Raw genomic sequence first — 21,396 nt, 5'->3', positions numbered from 1 at the left:
AACGTCCAACCGGAGTTTTTATGAAATTGCGTGATAGCCGTCTGTTCCGCCAACAAGCCTATATAGCCGGCGTCTGGACCGACGCGGACAATGAACAGCACGTGGACGTAAACAATCCGGCGACGGGCGAAATACTCGGCCAGGTACCCAAAATGGGCGCCGCCGAAACACGCCGCGCCATCGAAGCCGCCGAACAGGCACTGCCGGCCTGGCGCGCACGCACCGCCAAGGACCGCGCCACCGTACTGCGCCGCTGGTTCGACCTGATCATCGCCAACCAGGACGACCTGGCCTGCCTGATGACGCTGGAACAGGGTAAACCCCTGGCCGAAGCCAAAGGCGAAATCGCCTACGCCGCATCCTTCATCGAATGGTTTGCCGAGGAAGGCAAACGCGTCTATGGCGACATCATTCCAGGCCACCAACCGGACAAACGCCTGCTGGTGATCAAGCAGCCTATCGGCGTGACGGCCGCGATTACACCGTGGAATTTCCCATGCGCCATGATCACGCGCAAAGCGGGCCCGGCGTTGGCCGCGGGCTGTACCATGGTGATCAAACCGGCGAGCCAGACGCCTTTCTCCGCTTTGGCCCTGGCAGAACTGGCCTCCCGCGCCGGCATTCCTGACGGCGTGCTCAGCGTGGTGACCGGTTCTGCGGCGCAAATCGGCGCAGAACTGACCAGCAACCCGATTGTTCGCAAACTGTCATTCACCGGCTCGACCGAGATTGGTCGTCAGTTGATGGCCGAATGCGCCCAGGACATCAAGAAGGTTTCGCTTGAGCTCGGCGGAAACTCGCCGTTCATAGTGTTTGAAGACGCGGACCTGGATGCGGCCGTCGAAGGCGCCATGTCGTCCAAATACCGCAATGCCGGGCAAACCTGCGTGTGCGCCAACCGCCTGTATATCCACGACAGCATCTACGATGCCTTCGCCGAAAAACTGCAGGCTGCCGTCGCCAGGCTGCGTCTGGGCAATGGCCTGGACGAAGGCACCACGACCGGCCCGCTGATCGATGAAAAAGCGGTGCAGAAGCTTCAGGAACATATTGCCGATGCAATCACCCAGGGTGCACGTGTGATCCAGGGCGGCAAACCCCATGCGTTGGGCGGCAACTTCTTCGAACCGACCATCATGGTGGACGTGCCCAAGACCGCCCTGGTTGCACGCGAAGAAACCTTTGGCCCCTTGGCACCGCTGTTTCGCTTCACCAGCGAAGCGGATGTTGTTGCACAGGCCAATGACACCGAGTTCGGCCTGGCGGCGTATTTCTTCGCTCGCGACCTGTCGCGGGTGTTCTGCGTGGCCGAAGCGCTTGAATACGGGATCATCGGCATCAACACCGGGATTATCTCGACTGAAACCGCGCCTTTCGGCGGTATGAAAGCGTCCGGCCTGGGTCGTGAAGGTTCCAAATACGGCATCGATGATTATCTGGAAATCAAATACATGTGCCTGGGCGGCATCTGAGAAGGAGTCGTGACGTGAGTGTCGATATTGATTGCGTAGTCGTAGGCGCTGGCGTGGTAGGGCTTGCCGTGGCACGCGAAATGGCCCGGGCCGGCCATGAAGTGCTGGTGATAGAAGCTGGCGAGGCAATCGGTATCGGCACGAGCTCGCGCAACTCGGAGGTTATCCACGCGGGCATCTACTACCCGCCCGGGAGCCTGAAAGCCCGATTCTGCGTCGAGGGCCGACATGCCCTCTACGCGTATTGTCTCAGTCATGGGGTCGATACGCGCAGAACCGGAAAGTTGATCGTTGCCAATACGGAAGCGCAAGTCGCTCAGCTGGAATGCTTGCTCAAGCGTGGGCTTGAAAACAGTGTGAATGATTTGCGCCTGCTTGATCGCAGCCAGGCCACTGCACTGGAGCCCGCGCTTGAATGCATCGCGGCGTTGTATTCGCCGTCCACCGGCATCGTCGACTCCCATGCGCTGATGCTGGCGCTGCAAGGAGATGCCGAAGCGGCCGGCACCAGTATCGCGTTTCACGCGCCACTGATCGGAGCCAAAGTCACAGCGGACGGTTTCTTGCTGGACATCGGTGGGGAGTCCCCCATACAGCTCTCCTGTCGCAGGCTGATCAATTCGGCGGGGCTTCATGCGCCGGCACTGGCAAGATCCATCGAAGGGTTGGCGCCAGACAAGGTGCCACGCGACTATTTGTGCAAGGGCAGCTACTTCAGCGTTTCAAAGCGCGTGCCCTTCACGCACCTGATCTACCCGGCACCGGAAGCAGATGGTCTCGGCGTGCACATGACGGTCGACCTGGGTGGCCAGGCGCGCTTCGGCCCGGACACCGAATGGGTCGACACCGAGGACTACCAGGTCGATCCGGCACGCGCGGACGGTTTCTATTCGGCCATCCGCAGCTACTGGCCCGATTTGCCGGATAACAGTCTGCAACCGGGCTACAGCGGGATTCGTCCAAAAATCTCGCCACCGGGCGAGCCGGCCAGCGATTTTGTGATCAGCAGCCAGCGCGAGCATGGTGTACCGGGGCTGATCAATTTGTTCGGCATTGAGTCACCGGGCCTGACGTCGTGCCTGGCGATTGCCGAGCATGTGCGCGAGCTAATTGATATTTAGTGCGTATTTCCCGAGAGTGGCTACAGTCGCACCACCATGTCGGCGAGGCCGCGTCCCCTCTCCTTGCAGGTGAGCATTGCCGATGAAATTCAGTCATAAGATACTGCTGGCCGCCGTCTCGGTCGTCACACTGGCGTTTGCAGCCTTTTCGACTTACAGCTTGCAGCTTCAAGAGCGCTACATCATGAACACCCTGCAGGCGCGCTTGAACGATAGCGGCCAAAGCACCGCCAACCATGTGCAAAGCTGGTTCGAAGGGCGCTTGCTGATGATTCAGAACCTGAGCCAGAACATCGCCCTGAATCCGCACCCGGAACATATCAAGGCGTTGATCTCGCAAAAGGCACTGGCGAGTGAATTCCTGCAGAACTTCATTGGCTTGGCCGACGGTAGCGTGGTCATGGAACCGGTGACCGCCCTGCCCGACCAATACGACCCACGCACCCGCCCCTGGTACAAAGATACGGCGACGAGTAATACCCTGAACCTGAGCGACCCCTACGTCAGCCAATCCACCCATCAACTGGTGCTTTCAATCAATACGCCGTTGAACAGCGATGGCAAACTGATTGGCGTCGCCAGCGGTGACCTTAGCCTGGATGCCTTGACCAAAATGATCGGCGGCCTGGACCTCAATGGGCTGGGCTATGCCTTTATGGTGAACGCCCAGGGCAAGATCCTGGTCAGCCCAAACCGCGACCATTTGATGAAAACCCTCCCTGAGGTGTTTGGCGACCACCCTCCCCGGTTGGAGCACCCCTTCAACACCGTCATGCTCGACGGCCATGAACAGATCATAGGCTTCACCCCGATTCGCGGGCTGTCGGGCGCGCAATGGTACATCGGCATTTCCATCGACCACGACAAGGCGTATGCGGCCCTGGGCGAGTTGCGCAGGTCCGCCGTGTTCGCGACGCTCATTACCGTCGCTATCATCGTGGGCTTGCTCGGCAGCCTGATGCACATCTTGATGAGGCCCCTGCGAACCCTGGGCAAAGCGATGCACACAGTCGCCGAGGGTGAAGGTGACCTGACCTTGCGCCTGTCCGCGCAAAGCCGCGACGAATTCGGTACCGTCGCCCAATCCTTCAATACCTTTGTCGAGCGAATCCATCGCTCGATGCTCGAAGTCGCCTCCACCATTCGACATTTGAAGCAGATGGTCGAACAGGTGCACAGCAGTTCCATCGTATCGCTGAGCAGTTGCGACGAACAGAACCAGCGCAGCAACAGCATCGCCACCTCGCTCAATGAGCTGGGCGCCACCGCCCAGGAAATCGCCAGGAATGCCTCCTCCGCCTCCGTGCAGGCGTCAACGGCGAAGTCCCAGGCGATGGAAGGCCAGATCGTCCTAAGTAAGACGCTTGCCGCGATCAACGAACTGTCTGAAAAAATACACACGTCCTCCGGCCGGCTCGAAGTCCTGAGTGGCAGGACTGTCGATATCGGCAAGATCCTCGAAGTCATCAAAAGCATCTCCCAGCAAACCAACCTGCTGGCTTTGAACGCAGCCATCGAAGCCGCCCGTGCGGGAGAAGCCGGCCGCGGTTTCGCCGTGGTCGCCGATGAAGTCCGAAGCCTTGCCCACAGGACACAGTCTTCGGCAGAGGAAATCCAGCAAATGATTGAAGAACTTCAATCGGACTCCCGTTCATCCGTGACCACCATGAATGAAAGCCAGCAGTACAGCGCGCAGAGTATTTCGATCGCTACGCAAGCCGGTGAACGTTTTGATGCGGTGACCCAGGGCATCACGCTCATCGATGGCGTGAACCAGTCAGTGGCGGCGGCGACCGAGGAGCAGACATCGGTGATCGAGTTGCTCAACGTCGACATCGTTGAAATCAATACGCTCAACGGCCAATCCGTCGACAGCCTGAATGCCACACTGACGGCCTGTGAACAACTGCGGTTGCAGTTCTCCGGTCTGTCTCAGCTCGTTGGTTCTTTTCGTGTCTGAACAATTCAGCCTTAGGAATTTCGGCTGCGACAATGATCACACCTAACGCCCAGATCCTGGTTAATTACTGGCAAGACGTTCATGTCACCTCAGGACTTGCCGTAGAACGATCATTTCAGTTGCACCTTGCATAGGCGTAATAATGCCAAAGAGCAACCCACCAATGGTGCAGATTATCTCTACTCGGACCCCAAACAAACATATTATCATTAACAAACCAAGCACCAGCAGATCTAATGCTGTTTCTTTCTGATGAAAAAATTAACCATTCGCTTAATTCCTCCACTCTAAATCACAACAGCGCCACGAGATTGAGCACAACAACGAAAATATTATATCAACCAAAAAGCGCGCTAGACACTACAGATACTCGAAGTAGCCCAATACTCAATGTAAAACGGTCTGCCCGCGCTTTAAAAACTTCCTTTTCCATTGTTGATCAGGGTGATTAGGTGCGAGTAGCACCTTTGAACTTGAGAGCTCAATATCATGCATCATGAATCTATGCATATTAAATCAGTACACTTATTCATTCATCCGAGACTAAATCTTCTTGACATGGCAGGCCTGATCGAGGTGTTTTCGGCAGCCAATCGCTTAGCCCGCCTAGGGCACGAACCGTATACAATTTCAATACTAGCATTAAACAAAAAAACTGACGTATGGAATCATACCTCAATGGAGACTGAAACTTTACAACCAGACACTTCCACTCCGCACACTTTAATCATACCCGGAGGACCGGGAATACAGAATTTCTGTAAAGACCCTAGGTTTCATACCCACTTTGTAAAGCATGCGAACAAAGCCGAGCGTTTGATATCCGTCGGCACAGGAGTACTCGCACTAGCCCGCGCGGGAAAAATAGATGGACGAAAAGTAACTACTCACTGGTCCGCCTATGACGAACTTGAGGAAATTTGCCCCTCAGCATTAATACAACGCGGACCTATATATATCAATGATGGCCCCATTTGGACATCCGCGGGTATTGCATCAGGAATTGACTTAGCGCTATCAATCGTCGAGGAGGACCTAGGGTATTCAGTCGCGCTTGAGATTGCACGCCATCTGGTAATTTTTCTCAAGCGCCCAGGAAATCAAAATCAATTTAGCTCTTTGCTTAATCTACAATCAAAAAGTAGTCAATTCTCAGATTTGCATGCATGGATTCATGGGAGTTTGAGCACTAACTTATCAGTGCCAGCACTCGCAAATTTTATGAAAATGAGTGAAAGAACCTTTACACGCAAATACACAGAGTCAACTGGTAAGACGCCAGGAAAAATGGTAGACATAATACGGCTAGAAGCAGCCCTTGACATACTTGCATACTCAAACAGCCCACTTAAAACAATAGCCCAACATTGCGGCCTGGGAAGCGAGTCGACGCTTATTCGAAAATTTGCAAGACGCTTTGGCATTACCCCTAAGAAATTTCGCTCACATTTAAAATCAACACAGTAACATTTTCAAATTTCAGAATCTCTCATATCGCCCTCTCTAAAACGACGAACTGAAAAACGACCAAAAAGATATACGTCCATACCAGGCGCTAAAAGATTGGTAGCCGTAGGCCAAGCCCAGTTATCCCCTTGGCTGAAACCATCAATATTTTGTCATTTCTCCTCGAGAATTTTCCTTATATTATCCATTGTTCTCACTAAATTTTTTTACCGGGAAATTCCCCGTTAGCACTTAGGCCCATGGTTGCCGAATGACGAATAATTTTCAGCAATATTGATGACGACATTCGCATTTAACTATCTACCTGCACGCGTAAAAGCAACGTACTCACTACTCATGGAGCAAAACAACCCAAGGGAGTGACTTTTCATGCATACAACCAACGACTACAACCCTGATGCAAAGCTATTTTACAGACCTGTAGAAGCTGCATTGCGCTGGTGTAACTTAATGAATTATGAAACTGAAATACTCGAGGCAATGCAGCAATTCCCGAACAAGCTCAAGGAAAAATTTCCGCAGTGGCCATGTCTACATATGAATATCGAAAAAATTCTTGATGCTATTCGACACGGCGAGCTCGCCTATGGTTGTTTCGGCGCACCTGTGATCATGGGCACTCCGGTTGAACTCGACCATATAACCGTTCGCCACATTGATCTAAAAATCTGGATGTCGCGGTTTTATCCCGAGCAACGACCAACGTTTCTTTTTGAGAGGATTCCCAATCAGCAAGAAGGTATCAGCATTAACACATACTTAGAATTGCAAGCGGATCGAGAAGCATTGCAAGTAAAGCTAAAGGCTTTGGAGGCAGCTCATGAGCAATTACTTAGCGATCTGGAAGCCATCGGACTAGAAAGAAAAAATATTCATAATTTGCTCAAGACCAATAGCAAAGTCAGCGATCGTAGCGAATCCATTTACCTACACATAATTGGAGCGATGGTCAATCTTTTTCTCAATGAATCCCCGTCTGGAAAACCGTTTTCAGTTTTCCGCTCGCAAGCAGCCATCGTTGACGCGCTAACCGCTCACCATAAAAATATTCCCGGAATAACCAAACGTACGTTGGACGAAAAGTTTGCTGCCGGTAAACGAAGCCTCCTTATGCAATGAGGCAATTGCACCGCAAGCATTCCTATTGCGGCGCAATGACTCGTGGCCATTTTTTGTTATTCAATTCTGATCACTTCCCACTACGCGCCAATCGGCGCCAGGAGTGACCAGCATGCCCAGCCAATCCTTACCCATCGTTGAAGCACCTCAACTGCAGGTGGAGCGTCACATCATGCGGCGTGACGAGGTGGAGCGAAAAACCGGCTTCAAGCGTGCGCACATTTACAACCTGATGAAGGAAGGAAAATTTCCTCAGGCTAAACGCATTGGATTGCGCGCTGTGGGCTGGGACTCGCTGGAGATAGAGCAGTGGGTCGTTGATCGCTTGGACCAACAGGCCTGATGCCATGCGCGTAGTCACGGTGGTTTCTACCAAAGGCGGAGTCGGAAAGACCACTGTTACAGCCAATCTCGGCGGTCTGCTGGCGGATGCGGGCTTACGCGTCCTGCTGCTCGATCTGGATAGCCAACCGACCCTCTCCAGCTATTACGCCTTGAATCACGAGGCTATCGCCGGTGCGTACGAACTCATCGCGCTCAACCAAACAGATCCCACGCAGATAATTTCCACGACGGCGGTCGCCGGACTCGACCTGATCTTCTCCAACGACGATCAAGGTCGACTAATCACTTTACTGCTCCACGCCGCGGATGGGCGATTACGGCTGAGAAATGTGCTCGACCATTTCCGCCCCCGTTACGACCTGTTGTTGATCGACACCCAAGGCGCACGTAGCGTGCTGCTTGAAATGGCCATCCTAGCCTCCGATCTTGCCGTTTCTCCCATTACCCCGGAAATGCTCGCCGCCCGCGAACTGCACCGTGGGACCTTGAAGCTGCTCAGCGAACTCGAACCGTTCCGCCACATGGGCATTCCACCACCCTCCTTGCGACTGCTACTGAATCAGGTGAACGCCATTAGAATTGACACCAGGATGATCATGAGCGGTCTGCGCGATACCTTCGCTGGAGCTACCAATATCTCGGTGCTAGATACCGTAGTTCCAGACGCAGTGGCGTATCTCAATGCTGCCTCCCTCGGTCTGCCAGCCCACCGGATCGAGACGCGCCGGTCCCATAAACGACGCTCGCCATCGGCATTGGAAACCATGCAAGCACTGGCCATCGAATTGTTCCCGGAATGGCACACAGCAATCTCTACTGTAAGCAAGCGCGCGGAGGCTCAATGAAATGAATCACCAAGCCGTAGTTCTCGAGAGGAGATTCTGTTCGATCAACATTGAGGGCCAACAGCGTTTGGCGAGGAGTCTTTTGTTGGATCAGTTTCCCACCATCGTTCAGCCCGCCAGTCGACAAGATCATCTACCTAGCGAGGAATACTGCACCGTGGTCTTTCGCCTAGAGCGCGGGCGCTCGGCCATGAGTCGTTTTCTCGCGGAACTTTCTGGGCACGTCGAAGGTTCGGGTACAGCCGAGATCGTTAAGTTCGAGGTCGGTGACCATTTGCGTAACCGGCGTTAACTGAGGCTATTCAAATGAAGAAGCTCAGCCAGGAGGAGATCACCGACAAACTTCACCAGGACCACTTCCCTCGTGGGCCGGAGTTGGAGCGGCTGTCCGATCCACTTACAGACACGCCTATGTTGGTCACGCTGGAGGAACTGCGGCCCTACGAACACAACCCGCGCTTCATCCGTAATCCGCTCTACGACGATATCAAGGCTTCGATCCGTGAACGGGGGCTGGATCAACCGCCACCGATTACCCGCCGCCCGGGTGAAACCCACTTCATCATCCGCAACGGCGGCAATACACGATTGGCGATTCTCGGCGAGCTGTGGCAGGAAACCCGCGACGAGCGTTTCTTCCGCATCCATTGCCTGTTCCGTCCCTGGACCGATGAAATCAGCGCCCTCCTCGGCCATCTGGCCGAAAGCGATCTGCACGGTCAGCTCACCTTCATCGAGCGTGCTCAGGCAGTGGCCAAACTCAAGACCATGCTTGAATCAGATGGCGCAACACTCTCACAACGTGAGCTGGCGCGACGCCTAGCTGGTGGGGGCTACCCCATTTCACAGTCGCACATCAGCCGGATGCTGGACACTCTTCAACATTTATTGCCCGCCATTCCACAAACCCTGTATGCCGGGTTGGGGAAACCAAAAATTGAACGCCTGATTGGTCTGCGTGGCCAGGCTGAAAGAACCTGGAATCGTTATCCAACCGACGCCATCGCTTTTCCCGAGCTTTGGCTCGACACCTTGGGCCAATTTGATACCGACGCCGAGTCATTTGATCTTGAGCGAGTCCAAGATGAACTGCTCGAACGCATGAGCCGCTTACTCGGAAAGTCCTACCGCATGTTGGCCCTCGAGCTGGGCGATACCCAACGGGTTATCCAGACGCCCGGCGTGGTCGTCACGCCCCCGCAGAACAACCTTCTGACGACCGTCGTTGAGCCCGCGGCCGAGCCTCCCCCTTCCAAGCCGCATTCCAAATCAACTGATACCAGGACGCAGATCGGAACAGAGCGAGAGGAGCAGCTCACGCTGCCCGAAACGACCCTGGTATCAGCAGCCAGCCCTCCGTCACGTGTCCAGCAGATCCGCGAACAGATTGATCGCGCCACTGCCTCCGAACCAGCACAGACCGTCGCAACCTGCCCGATCGAAGACATCTGGATCATCGCACCAACACTGGATACCCCCGAACAACTGCGTTTAGCCATTGCCGGCCTGACTAGGGAAATGGCGGCCTATGCTGGACATCCCGAGAGCATCATCGACCAGAAAAATGGCCTGGGCTTTGACCTGAACATCGAGCAACTTGATCTTTCAGAGCCTCGTGCGGCCGGCGTTCACCTATTGCTCTTGGCCCTGCTGCGTGCCCAAGACGAAGTGAACTGGGAGGATCGCAAGCAATTTCCCTCAGCTCTGTTCGGGCAGCTGTTATTGGGGGTCTATCAACTCCCGCTGACAGATCGTCCCGCCATGGACGTAGGGCTGGAGCGACTGCCGGACGGTCTGCTAATCAAACTGTATCGCCTCATTCGCTTAGCCCGGCGCCTGATCGACTTGACGCTCCCCCCTGAAGACGATTCACCAAGGGAGCTGCCATGAACCTGTCCTTCAACGTGCTCAATCAGGCCATGCTGACCCAGGTCCTTCACGAGTTGCGTTTGGGTAATCTGCAGCGCTGCAAAGCACTCGGACTGGGTGAAGAGGACATCTACCTGCTGCAATCATTACCACCGACCACATTGTCACGCCTGGCCCATGCCACCGTCCCCTGGGTTGAGGTCAAGATTGATTCGCCGGTGTTGCATCGGTTGATCGACCAGGCCGAACGTGACGAACAGAACGAGCGCCTGATCAACCGAGCGCTCAAGCTCGGTGCCAGCAGTACCATCATGTATCAGTACTTCGGCTTGGCGCATTCGGAAACCGCCCTGCGCCGACGTCTGCTCAAGATAGAAACCCGTAAGGGCCGCCCTCAGAACTTGAGCGAAGCGCAGGAACATGCGCTCTGGCAGCGTTGGTGCCAACTACGCGCTGAGGACGGTGCTGAGGATCAGCTCGACGCCATGATGATGTTGGCAGAGGAGCAACAGATCAGCTTGACCATCGTTTGGCAGCAGATCGACCATTACAGCAACGGAACATGAACACTGCCCCTTCCAGTCGCTGGCAGCGTGTTCTGCTGCAATGCACCCAGCAACTAAGTGAACGTTGGCCCGCACGCCCCACCACTGAACATCCTTCCAACCAGGCCCTGCAGGCGGGCTTTTTGTTCAGTGGCCAATCACACGAAGTCGTGCCGCGTCGCTTGCTGCTGGATTGTCGGCTGACGCCATTGGAGCGTAATGCATGGCAAGTATTTCGACTCATGCTGCAAGGCCAGGGTGTGGTCACGCCGCGCTATGAAGATCTGCAACCTTACTTGTCGAGCGTGCCCTACGGTGCGTCAGCCTCTCGTGAAACCATCGCTCGCGTTTTGACGATGCTCCGGCTGACCCGCTGGCTCAGCTTGGTAAGTCGTGGCCGCGATCAGCTCAGCGGGCGCCTGCAAGGTTCTCTGTACGTACTGCACGATGAACCGTTAACCCCCGCCGAAGCCATGGAGCTGGATCAGGATTACCTGGAGCTGGTCGGACACGCCCTCGATCATGCAACCAAGGCTGTGCGAATTGTCGCTCGGCATGTTTTGGAAGAAATTCGTCAGGACACCAATATCGATTTGGGTCGGCTCCCCACCCGGCTCGACAGTTGGGGCGACCACTGGACAAAACAACGATTGGATAAGGCGCCCGATGAAGCGCTGCACGATTCCGAACTGGGTGGCGACCACCCCGTTCGGAATCGTGCGGGACCTCGTTCGGATTCCGAACCGGGTCTGAACCCCCATGTTTCCGGCACCGTTCGGAATCCGAATGCCGCCTGTACTGTATTAAAAGAAAGTATTTGTACGGTACCGCGCGCGACCCCAGCGGTGGATAACCTGCACTGGCCTGATCCGCTGCACCTGAGTCCGAGCGAGCGGCAGGCCGTCACCGTGACGCTAAACAAGCTAAAACCAGCAGATCGGCAGGCGGTGCTCAACGAAGCGGGGGCGCGGTGTGCGGCAGGCAGCGTCCGCAAACCGGCGGCGTATCTGATGGGCCTGATCCAGCGGGCGCTCAAAGGCGATTTCCACCTTTGGGCAGGTCAGGCTGAATCGTTACCCATGGCAGAATCGCTACCCACCCCTTCACGCCCACCTAGGAAAAAGGGTGAACCCGCCTCTGCCCTCGCCCAAGCGTGCCTGGATGAGTTGCGCCAGCTGCGCAGCAAACGCCCTGGACGTCAGTAAATTTGATGCCACTGGCATCACTGTCGAGCGTGTCGAAAATCAACCGTCTCGAACCAAACCGAACACACCGCATTCAACTTTTCGGCTGTCCTTGACCTTCATCTGTCGCAACGTTCCCGTCCAAGCCTATGCGAGGACGACACCGTGGCCGATCACTATCAGCTCAACCTGGGCTCATTACGCAGCAGCATCACCCTGACACTGCATACCCACCACGCCGCCCGAATCTGGCAGGGTCGAACCGCACGCGAAGGCGTCCACTCGATCATGGGCATGGCGGGCTACATCAGCGTCACTAACCTGATCAAACAGGCCGCAGCGCAGGACGATCCTTATGCCGACTGGGCGATCGTGCAGCTCGAAGAAAAATTGATGCAGGCCAAGGCTGGGATGCTGGAACTGACCCAGCAGTTGGACCGGATCAGACAAGAGCTGCCGACGCAGATCGACATGGGCGATAACCTCAACATTCACCCCGTCACCTTACCCTTGTACATCGGCAGCCAGCTGGGCTTCCTCGCCGTCTACCTGCTGACTGACTACGACACCTTGGTGCGCCATACCCTGTTGGCCCATCACACCGCTTTGATCGGTCGCCGGGACATGGAAGCCTGGATCGACGACGGCGCCCATTTGCTGCGTAGCCTGTTCGGCCAGGCCCAGCGCTATCGGCATGCTGGCGTCACCCGTGATGACATGGCGGCGAACAACGCTCGTGCTCTGGCGGCCATGGAGAAGTTTGGATTACCCCCTATGGACATCCTTGAGGGGCATCGCCGCTCCCAGTTCGCGCCACCCATCGTTCGTCATGGTGCTGTGGCGGTGGATGATGCTGAAGCGTTGGCGGAGAACGCGGTAGAGCCATCTGCGACAGTCGATGAGTCGGAAGACGAAGCATGAAGCCCTTTATCTCGACTCAGCCAATCCCCCTCGAAACACTCACACCGGAAGCCTATCGCCAGCTCGAACATTCTGCCTCCCTAAAAGGCCTTTTAAAACCTTTTAAAGGTAAGGGGGAGCTGGACTACCTGGCGCAGGTGGCGAGGGAAACCGAGGCGCAGTTACGTCGCCTGATGGACGCTGTGGCGCAGCAGGCCGGACAACCGCCTTACTCGCTGCTGGATATTCGATTGGTGCTGCAGAACGCCAGTGCGGGCAGCACCTTTTTGCGATGGCGCACCCGTGACTTCGCCCGCATGGGCGTTGCGGTCTGGGAGCGCCAGGCCCACAACAACGCCCTGCCGCAGGCCGTACGCGAGGGATTGCACCGTTTCGAATGCGAGCGCATTGCACTGAACCTGCAGATGAGCGTGGTGCATTCGCTCTACCGCCAGGCCAAGACCTGCGCGATCAAAATGGCCAGCGCCGAACAACTGCTGCGCCAGTTCACACCCGCAGTGGAGGTATCACCATGAGTACTTTTTTCGTTGGCGAAGGCAATATCGGCAGTGCGCCAGAGTTCCAGGAGTTCGCCTCAGGTAATGACGAGCCACGGCGCTTGCTGCGGCTGAATGTGTACTTCGACAACCCCATCCCACGCGATGGCAGCTACGAAGATCGAGGCGGCTATTGGGCGCCGGTCGAACTCTGGCACCGCGAGGCTGAACACTGGAGCACGCTCTACCAGAAAGGCATGCGCGTGTTGGTCGAAGGCCGCACCGTGCGCGATGAGTGGGAGGACAGTGAGGACAATGCACGGGTGACCTTCAAGATCGAGGCACGTCGTGTCGGCATTCTGCCTCATCGCGTGCAGAACGTGATCATGCGGGAGCGCTCCAGTGAATCAGCCTCGTCTGCGGCTCCCGTCGGGCAGGCTACAGACCAGGCCAGCTTGCCTGCGTCGAAGTCCAAAAAGCGCAGAGGGCAGCCACCATCGGCATGACGGACATGAGGCATAAAAAATGCGCGTTTGCGCGAAGTTCCTGGCCTGTCATTACTCGCTGCTCGTGAAGCACTGTCGTCCACATGACTGCAACCTAGCAGCCTCGCCCCCATTCAAGACTGCCCTCACCGACTAATATGAGAGACCTGCCATTCAGGTTTCTCATAGCTCGCCATTGCTGTTTCCAACAACGCTGCTCCGAACTCAACACGGAGCAGTTCTATGCGTCTCTTTCTCTGCGAGAAACCCTCCCAAGGTCGTGACATCGCCAAGGTTCTCGGAGCCAGCCGACGTGGCGATGGTTGCTTGATTGGTCCCGAGACAACCGTCACCTGGTGTATCGGTCACCTGCTGGAAACGGCCCAACCTGAAGCCTATGGCGATCAGTACAAAACCTGGTCGTTGGACCATCTACCGATCATTCCCGCGCAGTGGAGAGTTGAGGTCAAACCCAAGACTGTCGCGCAGTTCAAAATCATCAAACACCTGCTCAGCGAAGCTACCACCGTCGTCATCGCCACCGACGCCGATCGCGAAGGTGAAATGATTGCCCGCGAGTTACTAGAGCTCTGCAACTACCGTGGTTCTGTTGAGCGCCTCTGGTTATCCGCACTCAACGAGGCGTCGATTCGCAAAGCACTGTCGTCGCTGAAGTCTAGTCAGCAGACCTTCCCGCTCTATCACTCAGCCCTCGCCCGCAGCCGCGCCGATTGGCTGATTGGTATGAATCTCAGTCGTTTGTTTACCCTCCTAGGACGGCGGGCGGGCTATGACGGCGTGCTGTCGGTTGGACGCGTCCAAACACCCACTTTGCGCTTGGTGGTTGAACGAGACCGCGCGATTGCCAGCTTCGTCTCTGTGCCGTACTGGGTGGTGGAGGTGCGCCTGTCTTCAATGGGGCAACCTTTCATCGCGTCGTGGATACCGCCAAGCTCAGGACGTGACGAAGCCGGTCGCTGCCTGCATCAGGCGCTTGCCAGTCAGACCGTCCAAGCGATTTTTAGCAGCAACACCGCCACCGTAGTCTCGCTGCAGACTGAGCATTTGCGCGAAGCGCCACCCCTGCCCTTCGACCTGAGCACACTGCAAGAAGTCTGTTCACGCAAGTTGGGACTCGGCGCTCAGGAAACCCTGAACATCGCCCAAGCCTTGTATGAAACCCACAAAGCCACCAGCTATCCGCGCAGCGATTGCCGCTATTTGCCAGAGAGCATGTTCAACGAGGTCGGTGCGGTATTCGATGCCCTGCTCAGAATGGATCCCGCGTTACGCTCAGCGCTCGGAAGCATCGATCGATCATTGCGCTCACGAGCATGGAATGATGCGAAGATTACCGCGCACCACGCCATCATCCCCACCACCGAGCCGGCGAACCTTGGGCGGATGTCTGAACAAGAGCGCCAAGTCTACGAACTGATTCGTAGCCACTACCTCGCGCAATTCCTACCGCATCACGAGTTTGATCGAACCGAGGTCGAACTGGAGTGTGGCGCCGAGCGTTTGACTGCTGCTGGCAAACAGATCCTTGTCCAAGGCTGGAAAAGCTTGCTCTCCGACAACGCCGAAGACGATGAACCCAGTCAAAAGTCCCAGGTGTTGCCCGCCCTACAACAGGGTATGCAGTGCGCAGTGGACGACGTCGGACTCAAGTCGAAGCGCACCGCTGCGCCCAAACCGCTCACCGAGGGTGATCTGATCAGGGCGATGAAAAATGTGGCCAAGCTGGTCAACGACCCGCGTCTGAAACAGAAACTTCGGGACACCACCGGTATCGGCACCGAAGCCACACGTGCCGGTATCATTAAGGGGTTGATTGATCGCGGTTATTTGTTGAAGAAAAAACGAGCTTTGATGGCCTCCGCAGCGGCCCATACCCTGATCGAGGCGGTGCCTGCTGCAGTCGCGGATCCGGGTATGACCGCGATCTGGGAGCAAGCTCTGGACGAGATCGAAGCGGGACGTCTGACCCTGGATGCGTTCGTCGCCAAGCAGGCGAATTGGATTGCGCAGTTGGTTGCACGCTGCAGCTCTCTTACTTTAGCCATGCCTATCGAAGCCGGTCCGGCCTGCCCCATTTGCAACGCCTTAATGCTCAGGCGAAAGGGGAAATCAGGGCCGTTCTGGTCATGCTCCCACTACCCGGGCTGCAAGTGCACTGTGCCAATCAGAAAAGATGCGCGTAGCCTATGACGCGCCATTGGAGATCAATATGAGATTGGGGACGATGTACTGGTCAGTGCATCATCAACGGCGACTGATCCCTCTCCAAGTCGCTTAGCGGTTGTCCGATTTCACGGGCCAAGGCGATGCCTGTCGAAATCCATATCTGCCCCAGTTCGTTGAACGCTTTCAGGTGAGCAGGATCTTCGTTGAGCCAATGGACAAGATTGTCGAAGTGCTCGGGATTCTCCGGGCAATCATGAATCTTGATGAACAGCTCCAGTGTTCGATCCCAAATCAGATCCATGACGTTCTCGCTCTCCTCTTCCATGCTCAACCGTTCCTCAGCTTTATCCTATCAGACCATTCATTCTCACTGACCATCTCGGACTCTGATTCCTGGGGGGAATAGAAGCCACGTCGCATTACACAGCGATTTCAGTCAATATAACAACCCAGTCAGTCGATACTCAACCGTAAAGGATGTTCATGTCAATGGGTCTTTGCTCAACCATTCGGGTTGAACTGGAGAACCCATCACTTGGCACATAAACATCCAACCCAAGCCCAAATCGGGCGCATGATCGCGAAACACCGCACTCAGCGTAATCTGACCCAGGAAGAGGTGGCTGAACGCCTGGGAATCGGCAGTGAAGCCATCTCGCGCCTGGAGCGGGGTGTGGTGGAGCTTTCCGTGGTCAAGCTGATGCAACTGGCGGACATTTTCGACTGCCGGATGGATGAACTGCTGACGGAGTCGAGCAATCGCCCCCATGACCAAGGCCAGATGATTGCGGGCTTGCTGATCGGACTGAAAGAAAACGACCGTGCCTTTATCTTGGCAACCGTCGAACAATTGGCGGCTCATCTCAGCAGTAAGTAACCTCTTTCATCGCGCTCACGTAGCGTCCTATGCGGGGTGGCCCGCTGGCTTGACGTGCCCCACCCTCTCTGCTGTAGTGCCTCAGGATCATCGCCAACAGCGACCCAAGACCGATTCGCTCCGGGCAGCTCGGTCGAACTCCTTGAGTTCGGAGCCTTCTCTTCTGCGGGATTTCATTCCCGTTTTGTGCTCGACTTGATCGTGGTGGCGGATGACCACTGTTGCCTCTGCCAGGCAATAGCGGTCATCCGCCTCGGCGATCGTATTCAGCCCCGGAGCCCACCGGGGAAACACTGGGCACCCTTTGTGCGCGGATGCGTGCCAGCATGTTCCGATCCAGGCCACGACAAGGGTCGGTTGGCGAATCAAAATGCAGTTAAACCAAGTTTTGCGAGAGCTTGTCGACTGCGTACGACCGTCAAAGGTGGCTTTTCTCTTCTTCGCCTGGCACCCCGTCAGGCCCACTCTTCACTTTCTTCAGTCCAGTGACCACCACTATATTCCGGCCATAAAAAATCGGGTCGCAGCGTCTTGACGCTCCCCTATGACAGGCTTATACAAAGGGCGTGGTTCGCTGTCGTTGACAGCCCAGCCCAGGTAGCCAGAACCTTCAAGGCTACGCCACGTTCGTGGTGGTTTACCCAAGTGCGATCAGCGTTCGGAGGCTCGCACGATTACCGCTTCAGCGGTGATGAATGCCCACTACCCTAGGTCCGCAGATATGCTGCGGATTTCTCCTCTGCTGCCTCCCTATTCTCCAGGCGCATCGTTCTGATCATCATCGGCTTGCCGGTGCCGAGTCGTTTATCGCTCGCCTTCACCTTACCCACCCTGACGGGGGCTCACTTCCCCGTCAGGGGCTGTGCGTCGCCGTTTTCCCTTGAAACAGGAGAACCACCATGGCCCACCCCAACCAATCCCAAGAAGCGACCACTTACTTCAATCTGCACACCGTCGGTATCGGCTACCTCAACCGTGTTCGTGAAGTACAAGTCCGCCGCGGCCAGCCGTTCATGGCCTGCGATATCGCGGCTCTGCACGGCGCCACTGATGCAGTCGAGTACACCCGCTTCGACTGCAAAGTCGCTGGGGGCGAAGCTGAGCGCTTGATCCGCCTCTATATGGATGCCGTCAATGCCGAGAAAAAGGTCTTGCTGTCATTCCGTATCGGCGACCTGTGGATTGACCCATTTCTCTATGAGAAAGGCGCTAAACAAGGCCAACCGGGCGCCAGCCTGAAAGGTCGTTTGCTCTTCATCGACTGGATCAAGGTCAACGGCGTATTCGAGTACAAAGCGCCTGCCAGGCAGGAGGCAACAGCACCTGCTGAGCCAGCGCCAAACAGTGAGCCACCCCCAACGTCGGCTGATGCCGAAGCTGAGGATACCCACAACCCAACAGAGACCAGGATCAAATCTGAATCTGCACCCACTCCCCGCATGGCCCGCCGTGTTGCCACACGTACTGTTCAGTCCGCCTGAATACAATCCACGATGTTTACATCAAGGCGCTCAATCGAGCGCCTTTCTTCAATCCGCACAGGAGAACCTACATGGAATTCTTCTGGCTTTGCGACGACTGTCTGTTCGCTGCGGCTTACGAGGACTACAGCACGTTATCGCTCTACTACACGACGGATGAAATCGAGAAATGCATCGCCGGCCTCCATCGCGGGCTGGTTCGGCTAATGCCCATCAGTGCCGACTTCGACCCCGAAACTGGCCGTGGAATACGAACCTGCTCCCCATTGACCTGCGACGGTTGTGATTCACACCTGCACGGACAACGACACCGATTCACTCGGCTGTAAACAGCGCGTCATCGGGCAATGTCCCTGACTCTATATCCATCTCGGGGACACCACTCCCCTGGGTGTGTACCCCGGATTGTTCCCTTCGGAGGTATCCCATGAGCACCCCACTCACCCTGATCGAAACCTCGGATGGCGAGGCTGATCGTATCGCCCAGGAAAACCAGCTGATCGACGAAGCGTTGCACATTCTGGATCGCCGGCTATTCACCCGCGGCCCGAATCTGACGTCACCTGACGCCGTGGCCTCATATCTGAAACTTCATCTTGCGCAACAAGAGCATGAAGTTTTCGGTGTAATTTTTCTCGATGCCCGCCATCGCGTTCTAGCGTTCGAGATCCTCTTTCACGGCAGCATCGATGGCGCCAGTGTTTATCCCCGCCAGGTCGTCAAGCGCTCCCTAGCGCACAACGCAGCAGCCGCCATTTTTGTTCATAACCACCCCTCGGGATGTACGGAACCCAGCCAGGCAGATCGCGTCTTGACCGCACGCTTGAAGGAGGCCTTGGCGTTGATCGAGGTTCACGTACTGGATCACTTCATCGTGGGTGAAGGTCGCCCACTTTCTCTTGCCGAGTACGGTTGGCTTTAACCCTTACAGGCGCCTTCGGGCGCCTTGTTCATTTTCATCCTGGAGAATACTCATGAACTCCACTACCCAAACCCCAGCCATGCTAGGGGCCTCAAACCCATTCGTTCGCGGCTATGACAATCTATCTATCGAACGGCTGCTGCTGATCACCTACGCGAACGACTGCCCTCCCTGCTTTCGCTCCGTACACGACTCTCAAGCTTATCTGCCCGACGATGCGCTAGAACTGTTCCCCTGCCTGTTCTGCGATGATTTCGCCATAATCAGCGAAGACCAATTGATTCCGGATGAGTTGGATGAACGTTGCCAATTCACCGGGCTGGTGCGCCAAGTGATCTACGCCGTGAATGGTGAAATGCTCAGCGAGCTGCATCACGTCGGCGATCTGTACTCCCTCGAAGAAGCCCAAGCCATGGTCCATCGCTTGAACTTCGAAACGGGACACTACAGTCGAGCCTGGGAAATCAGTACCGCACACCTCACTGAAGATGCATTGCGCTACTTGGAACACCGAGCTGGCAGTTTCAACACTGGACCAACCGGTCTGCTGTTTGAACCCTTCGCCCTGAGAGACTGCAATGGCTTCGGATGTAAGCTGATCGGCACGCCCTGGACTGACGATAACTTGGTTAAGATCGAGGGCAATCCTTACTCGGCGTTGAGGCAAGAACAGCTCGACGCCGGTACGCCGGAGGCTTTGGTCAACGTACTGTATCTGGCGGCATTGGCGGATGTGAGGTTGTTGATTTTCGACCCCGACGCTGCCTTCTTGGATGGGCTCGCCATTTATGACGAAATAGCAACGCGTTCAACTTAAACACGACCCGTCTTGAATCAACTTACTCACTGAATCGCTCCTTCACCTCATGTCAGGTTCTGCACTGAATCTGACATGAGGTTTTTTTCCATGGAGCGTTTTTTCACGCCTGTCTGCCTGCTGGGTTTATTGAGCGCCTGCACGGCGCAGATCCCCACCCCATTGCCGACTAGTCCAGAGAATGCCGGTAGTTCCAATCGGGCCCAGCTTTCGAGGAGTACAGCCGAAGAGAGTCACCCGACAGAGCTCCGCTATGGCCGCTATACGCTGGTCAGCACCGAGCCCACGGCAGAGCAACGTAATCTTCTCGCTCAAATCATTGAGGTGAGCATTCCGTCCAACCTGAATCCTTCGGTACAGGAAGCGATGCACTACGTGCTGCAGCGCTCAGGTTATTCGCTCTGCCCTGCTGCCGAACCAGTAAAAATACTGTTTACCCGGCCTCTGCCCGCCGCCCATTACCGGCTCGGCCCGATCCCCTTGCGCAGCGCGCTACAAGTGCTGGCTGGCCCCGCCTGGCAACTCACAAGCGATGAAGTCAGTCGTTCGGTCTGCTTTGAACAGCAGAACAATGATGCAGGCATGGTACGGGTCACACCAACCTCGTCCCATCAGCCGGAGGCACGCCTATGAAAGCCTCGACGTTTCAAACCCTTATTGTTGGCTCACTTTGCCTGGCGGTCTCCGGGCTGAGCGGTGGTTTGTATAACCAGTATCAACGCGTGACCGAGCTACAAGACGCGAATGCCCAGCACCTCCAGACGCTAGACGCCCTGCAACGTGATTCGAGCGCTATCAAGGATGCACAGGAGAAGCTGCAGTACGCACTGAAAGATCTCAAGCAGATGGTCGATACCGGTGAGCAACAGGCCAATACCCTCGATCCGATGTTGGATCAATGGGCGCAAGAGTTACAGGAGCTACGTGACGGTCTGGCAGCCCGTGCCACCGAAGCCGACATGATCGCGCTACCCGCACGACTTGAGCACGTCGAGCAGCAACTCCTGGACCTCAAAAGCCAGCCACCACTCCCACCACCGACGCCTTCCTCGGCCAAGCCGAAAAAAAACGCTCAGCCCAAGCCTGCCCCGCTCCTGCCTCCATTTTCAGTGTTGAGCGTCGAGTACCGCGGTGGCGAGCGCTTTCTGGCGGTCGCACCTCCTGACAGTCGCTCGCTCAATGATATCCAGTTGCTGCACAACGGCGAGCAGTTCGGCACATGGCAACTGAAGGTGCTGGAGCCGAACGCGGCTATCTTCGCGGTGAACGCTCACCCAGATCAGACCGTGCACCTCCCTTGAGA

The 21,396-nt window shown here is 56.0% G+C and carries 22 protein-coding genes and 1 pseudogene; 22 read left to right on the top strand and 1 reads right to left on the bottom strand.

Annotated elements, in window-relative coordinates; translation table 11 throughout:
• The first annotated feature begins 20 nt into the window (after nt 1-20).
• The 15 genes and pseudogenes from gabD (at nt 21) to KUA23_RS14280 (ending at nt 16,020) form a co-directional block, all read left to right on the top strand.
• A complete protein-coding gene (gene gabD, locus KUA23_RS14345) occupies nt 21-1,472 on the top strand; it encodes an NADP-dependent succinate-semialdehyde dehydrogenase (RefSeq protein ID WP_252994196.1) in 1,452 nt (483 codons plus the stop codon).
• Nucleotides 1,473-1,486: 14 nt separating this feature from the next.
• Entirely contained in the window at nt 1,487-2,593 is a 1,107-nt protein-coding gene (locus KUA23_RS14340) for an NAD(P)/FAD-dependent oxidoreductase (RefSeq protein WP_034103271.1), read from the top strand.
• 82 nt (nt 2,594-2,675) lie between these two features.
• Nucleotides 2,676-3,695: pseudogene (locus tag KUA23_RS30320) on the top strand (HAMP domain-containing protein); the annotation flags it as partial.
• Nucleotides 3,696-3,713: 18 nt separating this feature from the next.
• Entirely contained in the window at nt 3,714-4,553 is an 840-nt protein-coding gene (locus KUA23_RS30315) for a methyl-accepting chemotaxis protein (protein WP_428847460.1), read from the top strand.
• A gap of 489 nt (nt 4,554-5,042) precedes the next feature.
• Nucleotides 5,043-6,020, top strand: coding sequence for a GlxA family transcriptional regulator (locus KUA23_RS14330; protein ID WP_252994194.1), 978 nt, complete (start codon nt 5,043-5,045; stop codon nt 6,018-6,020).
• A 369-nt stretch (nt 6,021-6,389) separates the two neighbouring features.
• Nucleotides 6,390-7,139 (top strand): hypothetical protein, encoded by a 750-nt coding sequence (locus KUA23_RS14325; protein ID WP_034103275.1) that lies wholly within the window; start codon nt 6,390-6,392, stop codon nt 7,137-7,139.
• Between the two features lie 112 nt (nt 7,140-7,251).
• Entirely contained in the window at nt 7,252-7,482 is a 231-nt protein-coding gene (locus KUA23_RS14320) for an AlpA family transcriptional regulator (protein ID WP_034103277.1), read from the top strand.
• Nucleotides 7,483-7,486: 4 nt separating this feature from the next.
• Entirely contained in the window at nt 7,487-8,329 is an 843-nt protein-coding gene (locus tag KUA23_RS14315) for a ParA family protein (RefSeq protein ID WP_034103278.1), read from the top strand.
• Between the two features lie 306 nt (nt 8,330-8,635).
• The gene (locus KUA23_RS14310; RefSeq protein ID WP_252994193.1) at nt 8,636-10,219 is read left to right on the top strand and encodes a ParB family protein; all 1,584 of its coding nucleotides are present in this window, start codon (nt 8,636-8,638) and stop codon (nt 10,217-10,219) included.
• Nucleotides 10,216-10,764: a DUF2857 domain-containing protein gene (locus KUA23_RS14305; RefSeq protein WP_068934431.1), complete on the top strand. Its 549-nt coding sequence runs from the start codon at nt 10,216-10,218 to the stop codon at nt 10,762-10,764. Before KUA23_RS14310 ends, KUA23_RS14305 begins: the two co-directional genes overlap by 4 nt.
• Nucleotides 10,761-11,948, top strand: a complete 1,188-nt coding sequence (locus KUA23_RS14300) for an STY4528 family pathogenicity island replication protein (RefSeq protein ID WP_080758239.1) — start codon at nt 10,761-10,763, stop codon at nt 11,946-11,948. The genes KUA23_RS14305 and KUA23_RS14300 overlap by 4 nt, the downstream gene beginning before the upstream one ends.
• Before the next feature lie 144 nt (nt 11,949-12,092).
• Nucleotides 12,093-12,848 carry a PFL_4669 family integrating conjugative element protein gene (locus tag KUA23_RS14295; protein WP_034103286.1) on the top strand — a complete coding sequence of 252 codons (756 nt, stop codon included), beginning with the start codon at nt 12,093-12,095 and terminating at the stop codon, nt 12,846-12,848.
• Nucleotides 12,845-13,363, top strand: coding sequence for a DUF3158 family protein (locus KUA23_RS14290; protein ID WP_034103288.1), 519 nt, complete (start codon nt 12,845-12,847; stop codon nt 13,361-13,363). The genes KUA23_RS14295 and KUA23_RS14290 overlap by 4 nt, the downstream gene beginning before the upstream one ends.
• Nucleotides 13,360-13,830 (top strand): single-stranded DNA-binding protein, encoded by a 471-nt coding sequence (locus KUA23_RS14285; protein WP_034103290.1) that lies wholly within the window; start codon nt 13,360-13,362, stop codon nt 13,828-13,830. The genes KUA23_RS14290 and KUA23_RS14285 overlap by 4 nt, the downstream gene beginning before the upstream one ends.
• 222 nt (nt 13,831-14,052) lie before the next feature.
• Nucleotides 14,053-16,020: a DNA topoisomerase III gene (locus KUA23_RS14280; protein ID WP_252994192.1), complete on the top strand. Its 1,968-nt coding sequence runs from the start codon at nt 14,053-14,055 to the stop codon at nt 16,018-16,020.
• Between the two features lie 43 nt (nt 16,021-16,063).
• On the opposite strand, the gene KUA23_RS14275 is transcribed toward KUA23_RS14280, so the two are convergent.
• Entirely contained in the window at nt 16,064-16,321 is a 258-nt protein-coding gene (locus KUA23_RS14275) for a hypothetical protein (protein ID WP_034103294.1), read from the bottom strand.
• A 210-nt stretch (nt 16,322-16,531) separates the two neighbouring features.
• Between KUA23_RS14275 and KUA23_RS14270 the strand changes: the two genes are divergently transcribed.
• The 7 genes from KUA23_RS14270 (at nt 16,532) to KUA23_RS14240 (ending at nt 21,394) form a co-directional block, all read left to right on the top strand.
• Nucleotides 16,532-16,873, top strand: a complete 342-nt coding sequence (locus tag KUA23_RS14270) for a helix-turn-helix domain-containing protein (RefSeq protein WP_034103296.1) — start codon at nt 16,532-16,534, stop codon at nt 16,871-16,873.
• A gap of 899 nt (nt 16,874-17,772) precedes the next feature.
• On the top strand, nt 17,773-18,354 hold the full coding sequence (locus KUA23_RS14265) for an STY4534 family ICE replication protein (RefSeq protein ID WP_034103298.1): 582 nt from the start codon (nt 17,773-17,775) through the stop codon (nt 18,352-18,354).
• Between the two features lie 71 nt (nt 18,355-18,425).
• Nucleotides 18,426-18,683, top strand: coding sequence for a hypothetical protein (locus tag KUA23_RS14260; RefSeq protein WP_252994191.1), 258 nt, complete (start codon nt 18,426-18,428; stop codon nt 18,681-18,683).
• A 98-nt stretch (nt 18,684-18,781) separates the two neighbouring features.
• A complete protein-coding gene (gene radC / locus KUA23_RS14255) occupies nt 18,782-19,276 on the top strand; it encodes a RadC family protein (protein ID WP_034103303.1) in 495 nt (164 codons plus the stop codon).
• Nucleotides 19,277-19,328: 52 nt separating this feature from the next.
• Complete coding sequence (locus KUA23_RS14250; protein ID WP_252994190.1) at nt 19,329-20,093, top strand: DUF5983 family protein; 765 nt, start codon at nt 19,329-19,331, stop codon at nt 20,091-20,093.
• Between the two features lie 90 nt (nt 20,094-20,183).
• The gene (pilL2, locus tag KUA23_RS14245) at nt 20,184-20,726 is read left to right on the top strand and encodes a PFGI-1 class ICE element type IV pilus protein PilL2 (protein WP_034104192.1); all 543 of its coding nucleotides are present in this window, start codon (nt 20,184-20,186) and stop codon (nt 20,724-20,726) included.
• Nucleotides 20,723-21,394: a chemotaxis protein gene (locus KUA23_RS14240; RefSeq protein ID WP_252994189.1), complete on the top strand. Its 672-nt coding sequence runs from the start codon at nt 20,723-20,725 to the stop codon at nt 21,392-21,394. Before pilL2 ends, KUA23_RS14240 begins: the two co-directional genes overlap by 4 nt.
• Nucleotides 21,395-21,396: the final 2 nt, after the last annotated feature.

This window comes from Pseudomonas pergaminensis, from assembly GCF_024112395.2.
In the GTDB taxonomy this organism is placed as follows: Bacteria; Pseudomonadota; Gammaproteobacteria; order Pseudomonadales; family Pseudomonadaceae; genus Aquipseudomonas; species Aquipseudomonas pergaminensis.
Note: the sequence above shows the minus strand (reverse complement) of the source record. Positions and strands in the feature narration are given on the sequence as shown.

Excerpts from the sequence above, each read along its gene's own strand:
- KUA23_RS14330 (WP_252994194.1), top strand. The coding sequence starts at position 5,043 with ATGCATCATGAATCTATGCATATTAAATCAGTACACTTATTCATTCAT.
- KUA23_RS14260 (WP_252994191.1), top strand. The coding sequence starts at position 18,426 with ATGGAATTCTTCTGGCTTTGCGACGACTGTCTGTTCGCTGCGGCTTAC.
- KUA23_RS14315 (WP_034103278.1), top strand. The coding sequence starts at position 7,487 with ATGCGCGTAGTCACGGTGGTTTCTACCAAAGGCGGAGTCGGAAAGACC.
- KUA23_RS14250 (WP_252994190.1), top strand. The coding sequence starts at position 19,329 with ATGAACTCCACTACCCAAACCCCAGCCATGCTAGGGGCCTCAAACCCA.
- KUA23_RS14275 (WP_034103294.1), bottom strand. The coding sequence starts at position 16,321 with ATGGAAGAGGAGAGCGAGAACGTCATGGATCTGATTTGGGATCGAACA.
- KUA23_RS14300 (WP_080758239.1), top strand. The coding sequence starts at position 10,761 with ATGAACACTGCCCCTTCCAGTCGCTGGCAGCGTGTTCTGCTGCAATGC.
- KUA23_RS14325 (WP_034103275.1), top strand. The coding sequence starts at position 6,390 with ATGCATACAACCAACGACTACAACCCTGATGCAAAGCTATTTTACAGA.
- KUA23_RS14285 (WP_034103290.1), top strand. The coding sequence starts at position 13,360 with ATGAGTACTTTTTTCGTTGGCGAAGGCAATATCGGCAGTGCGCCAGAG.
- KUA23_RS14305 (WP_068934431.1), top strand. The coding sequence starts at position 10,216 with ATGAACCTGTCCTTCAACGTGCTCAATCAGGCCATGCTGACCCAGGTC.
- gabD (WP_252994196.1), top strand. The coding sequence starts at position 21 with ATGAAATTGCGTGATAGCCGTCTGTTCCGCCAACAAGCCTATATAGCC.
- KUA23_RS14265 (WP_034103298.1), top strand. The coding sequence starts at position 17,773 with ATGGCCCACCCCAACCAATCCCAAGAAGCGACCACTTACTTCAATCTG.
- KUA23_RS30315 (WP_428847460.1), top strand. The coding sequence starts at position 3,714 with ATGCTCGAAGTCGCCTCCACCATTCGACATTTGAAGCAGATGGTCGAA.
- KUA23_RS14240 (WP_252994189.1), top strand. The coding sequence starts at position 20,723 with ATGAAAGCCTCGACGTTTCAAACCCTTATTGTTGGCTCACTTTGCCTG.
- KUA23_RS14310 (WP_252994193.1), top strand. The coding sequence starts at position 8,636 with ATGAAGAAGCTCAGCCAGGAGGAGATCACCGACAAACTTCACCAGGAC.
- KUA23_RS14280 (WP_252994192.1), top strand. The coding sequence starts at position 14,053 with ATGCGTCTCTTTCTCTGCGAGAAACCCTCCCAAGGTCGTGACATCGCC.
- KUA23_RS14320 (WP_034103277.1), top strand. The coding sequence starts at position 7,252 with ATGCCCAGCCAATCCTTACCCATCGTTGAAGCACCTCAACTGCAGGTG.
- pilL2 (WP_034104192.1), top strand. The coding sequence starts at position 20,184 with ATGGAGCGTTTTTTCACGCCTGTCTGCCTGCTGGGTTTATTGAGCGCC.
- KUA23_RS14290 (WP_034103288.1), top strand. The coding sequence starts at position 12,845 with ATGAAGCCCTTTATCTCGACTCAGCCAATCCCCCTCGAAACACTCACA.
- radC (WP_034103303.1), top strand. The coding sequence starts at position 18,782 with ATGAGCACCCCACTCACCCTGATCGAAACCTCGGATGGCGAGGCTGAT.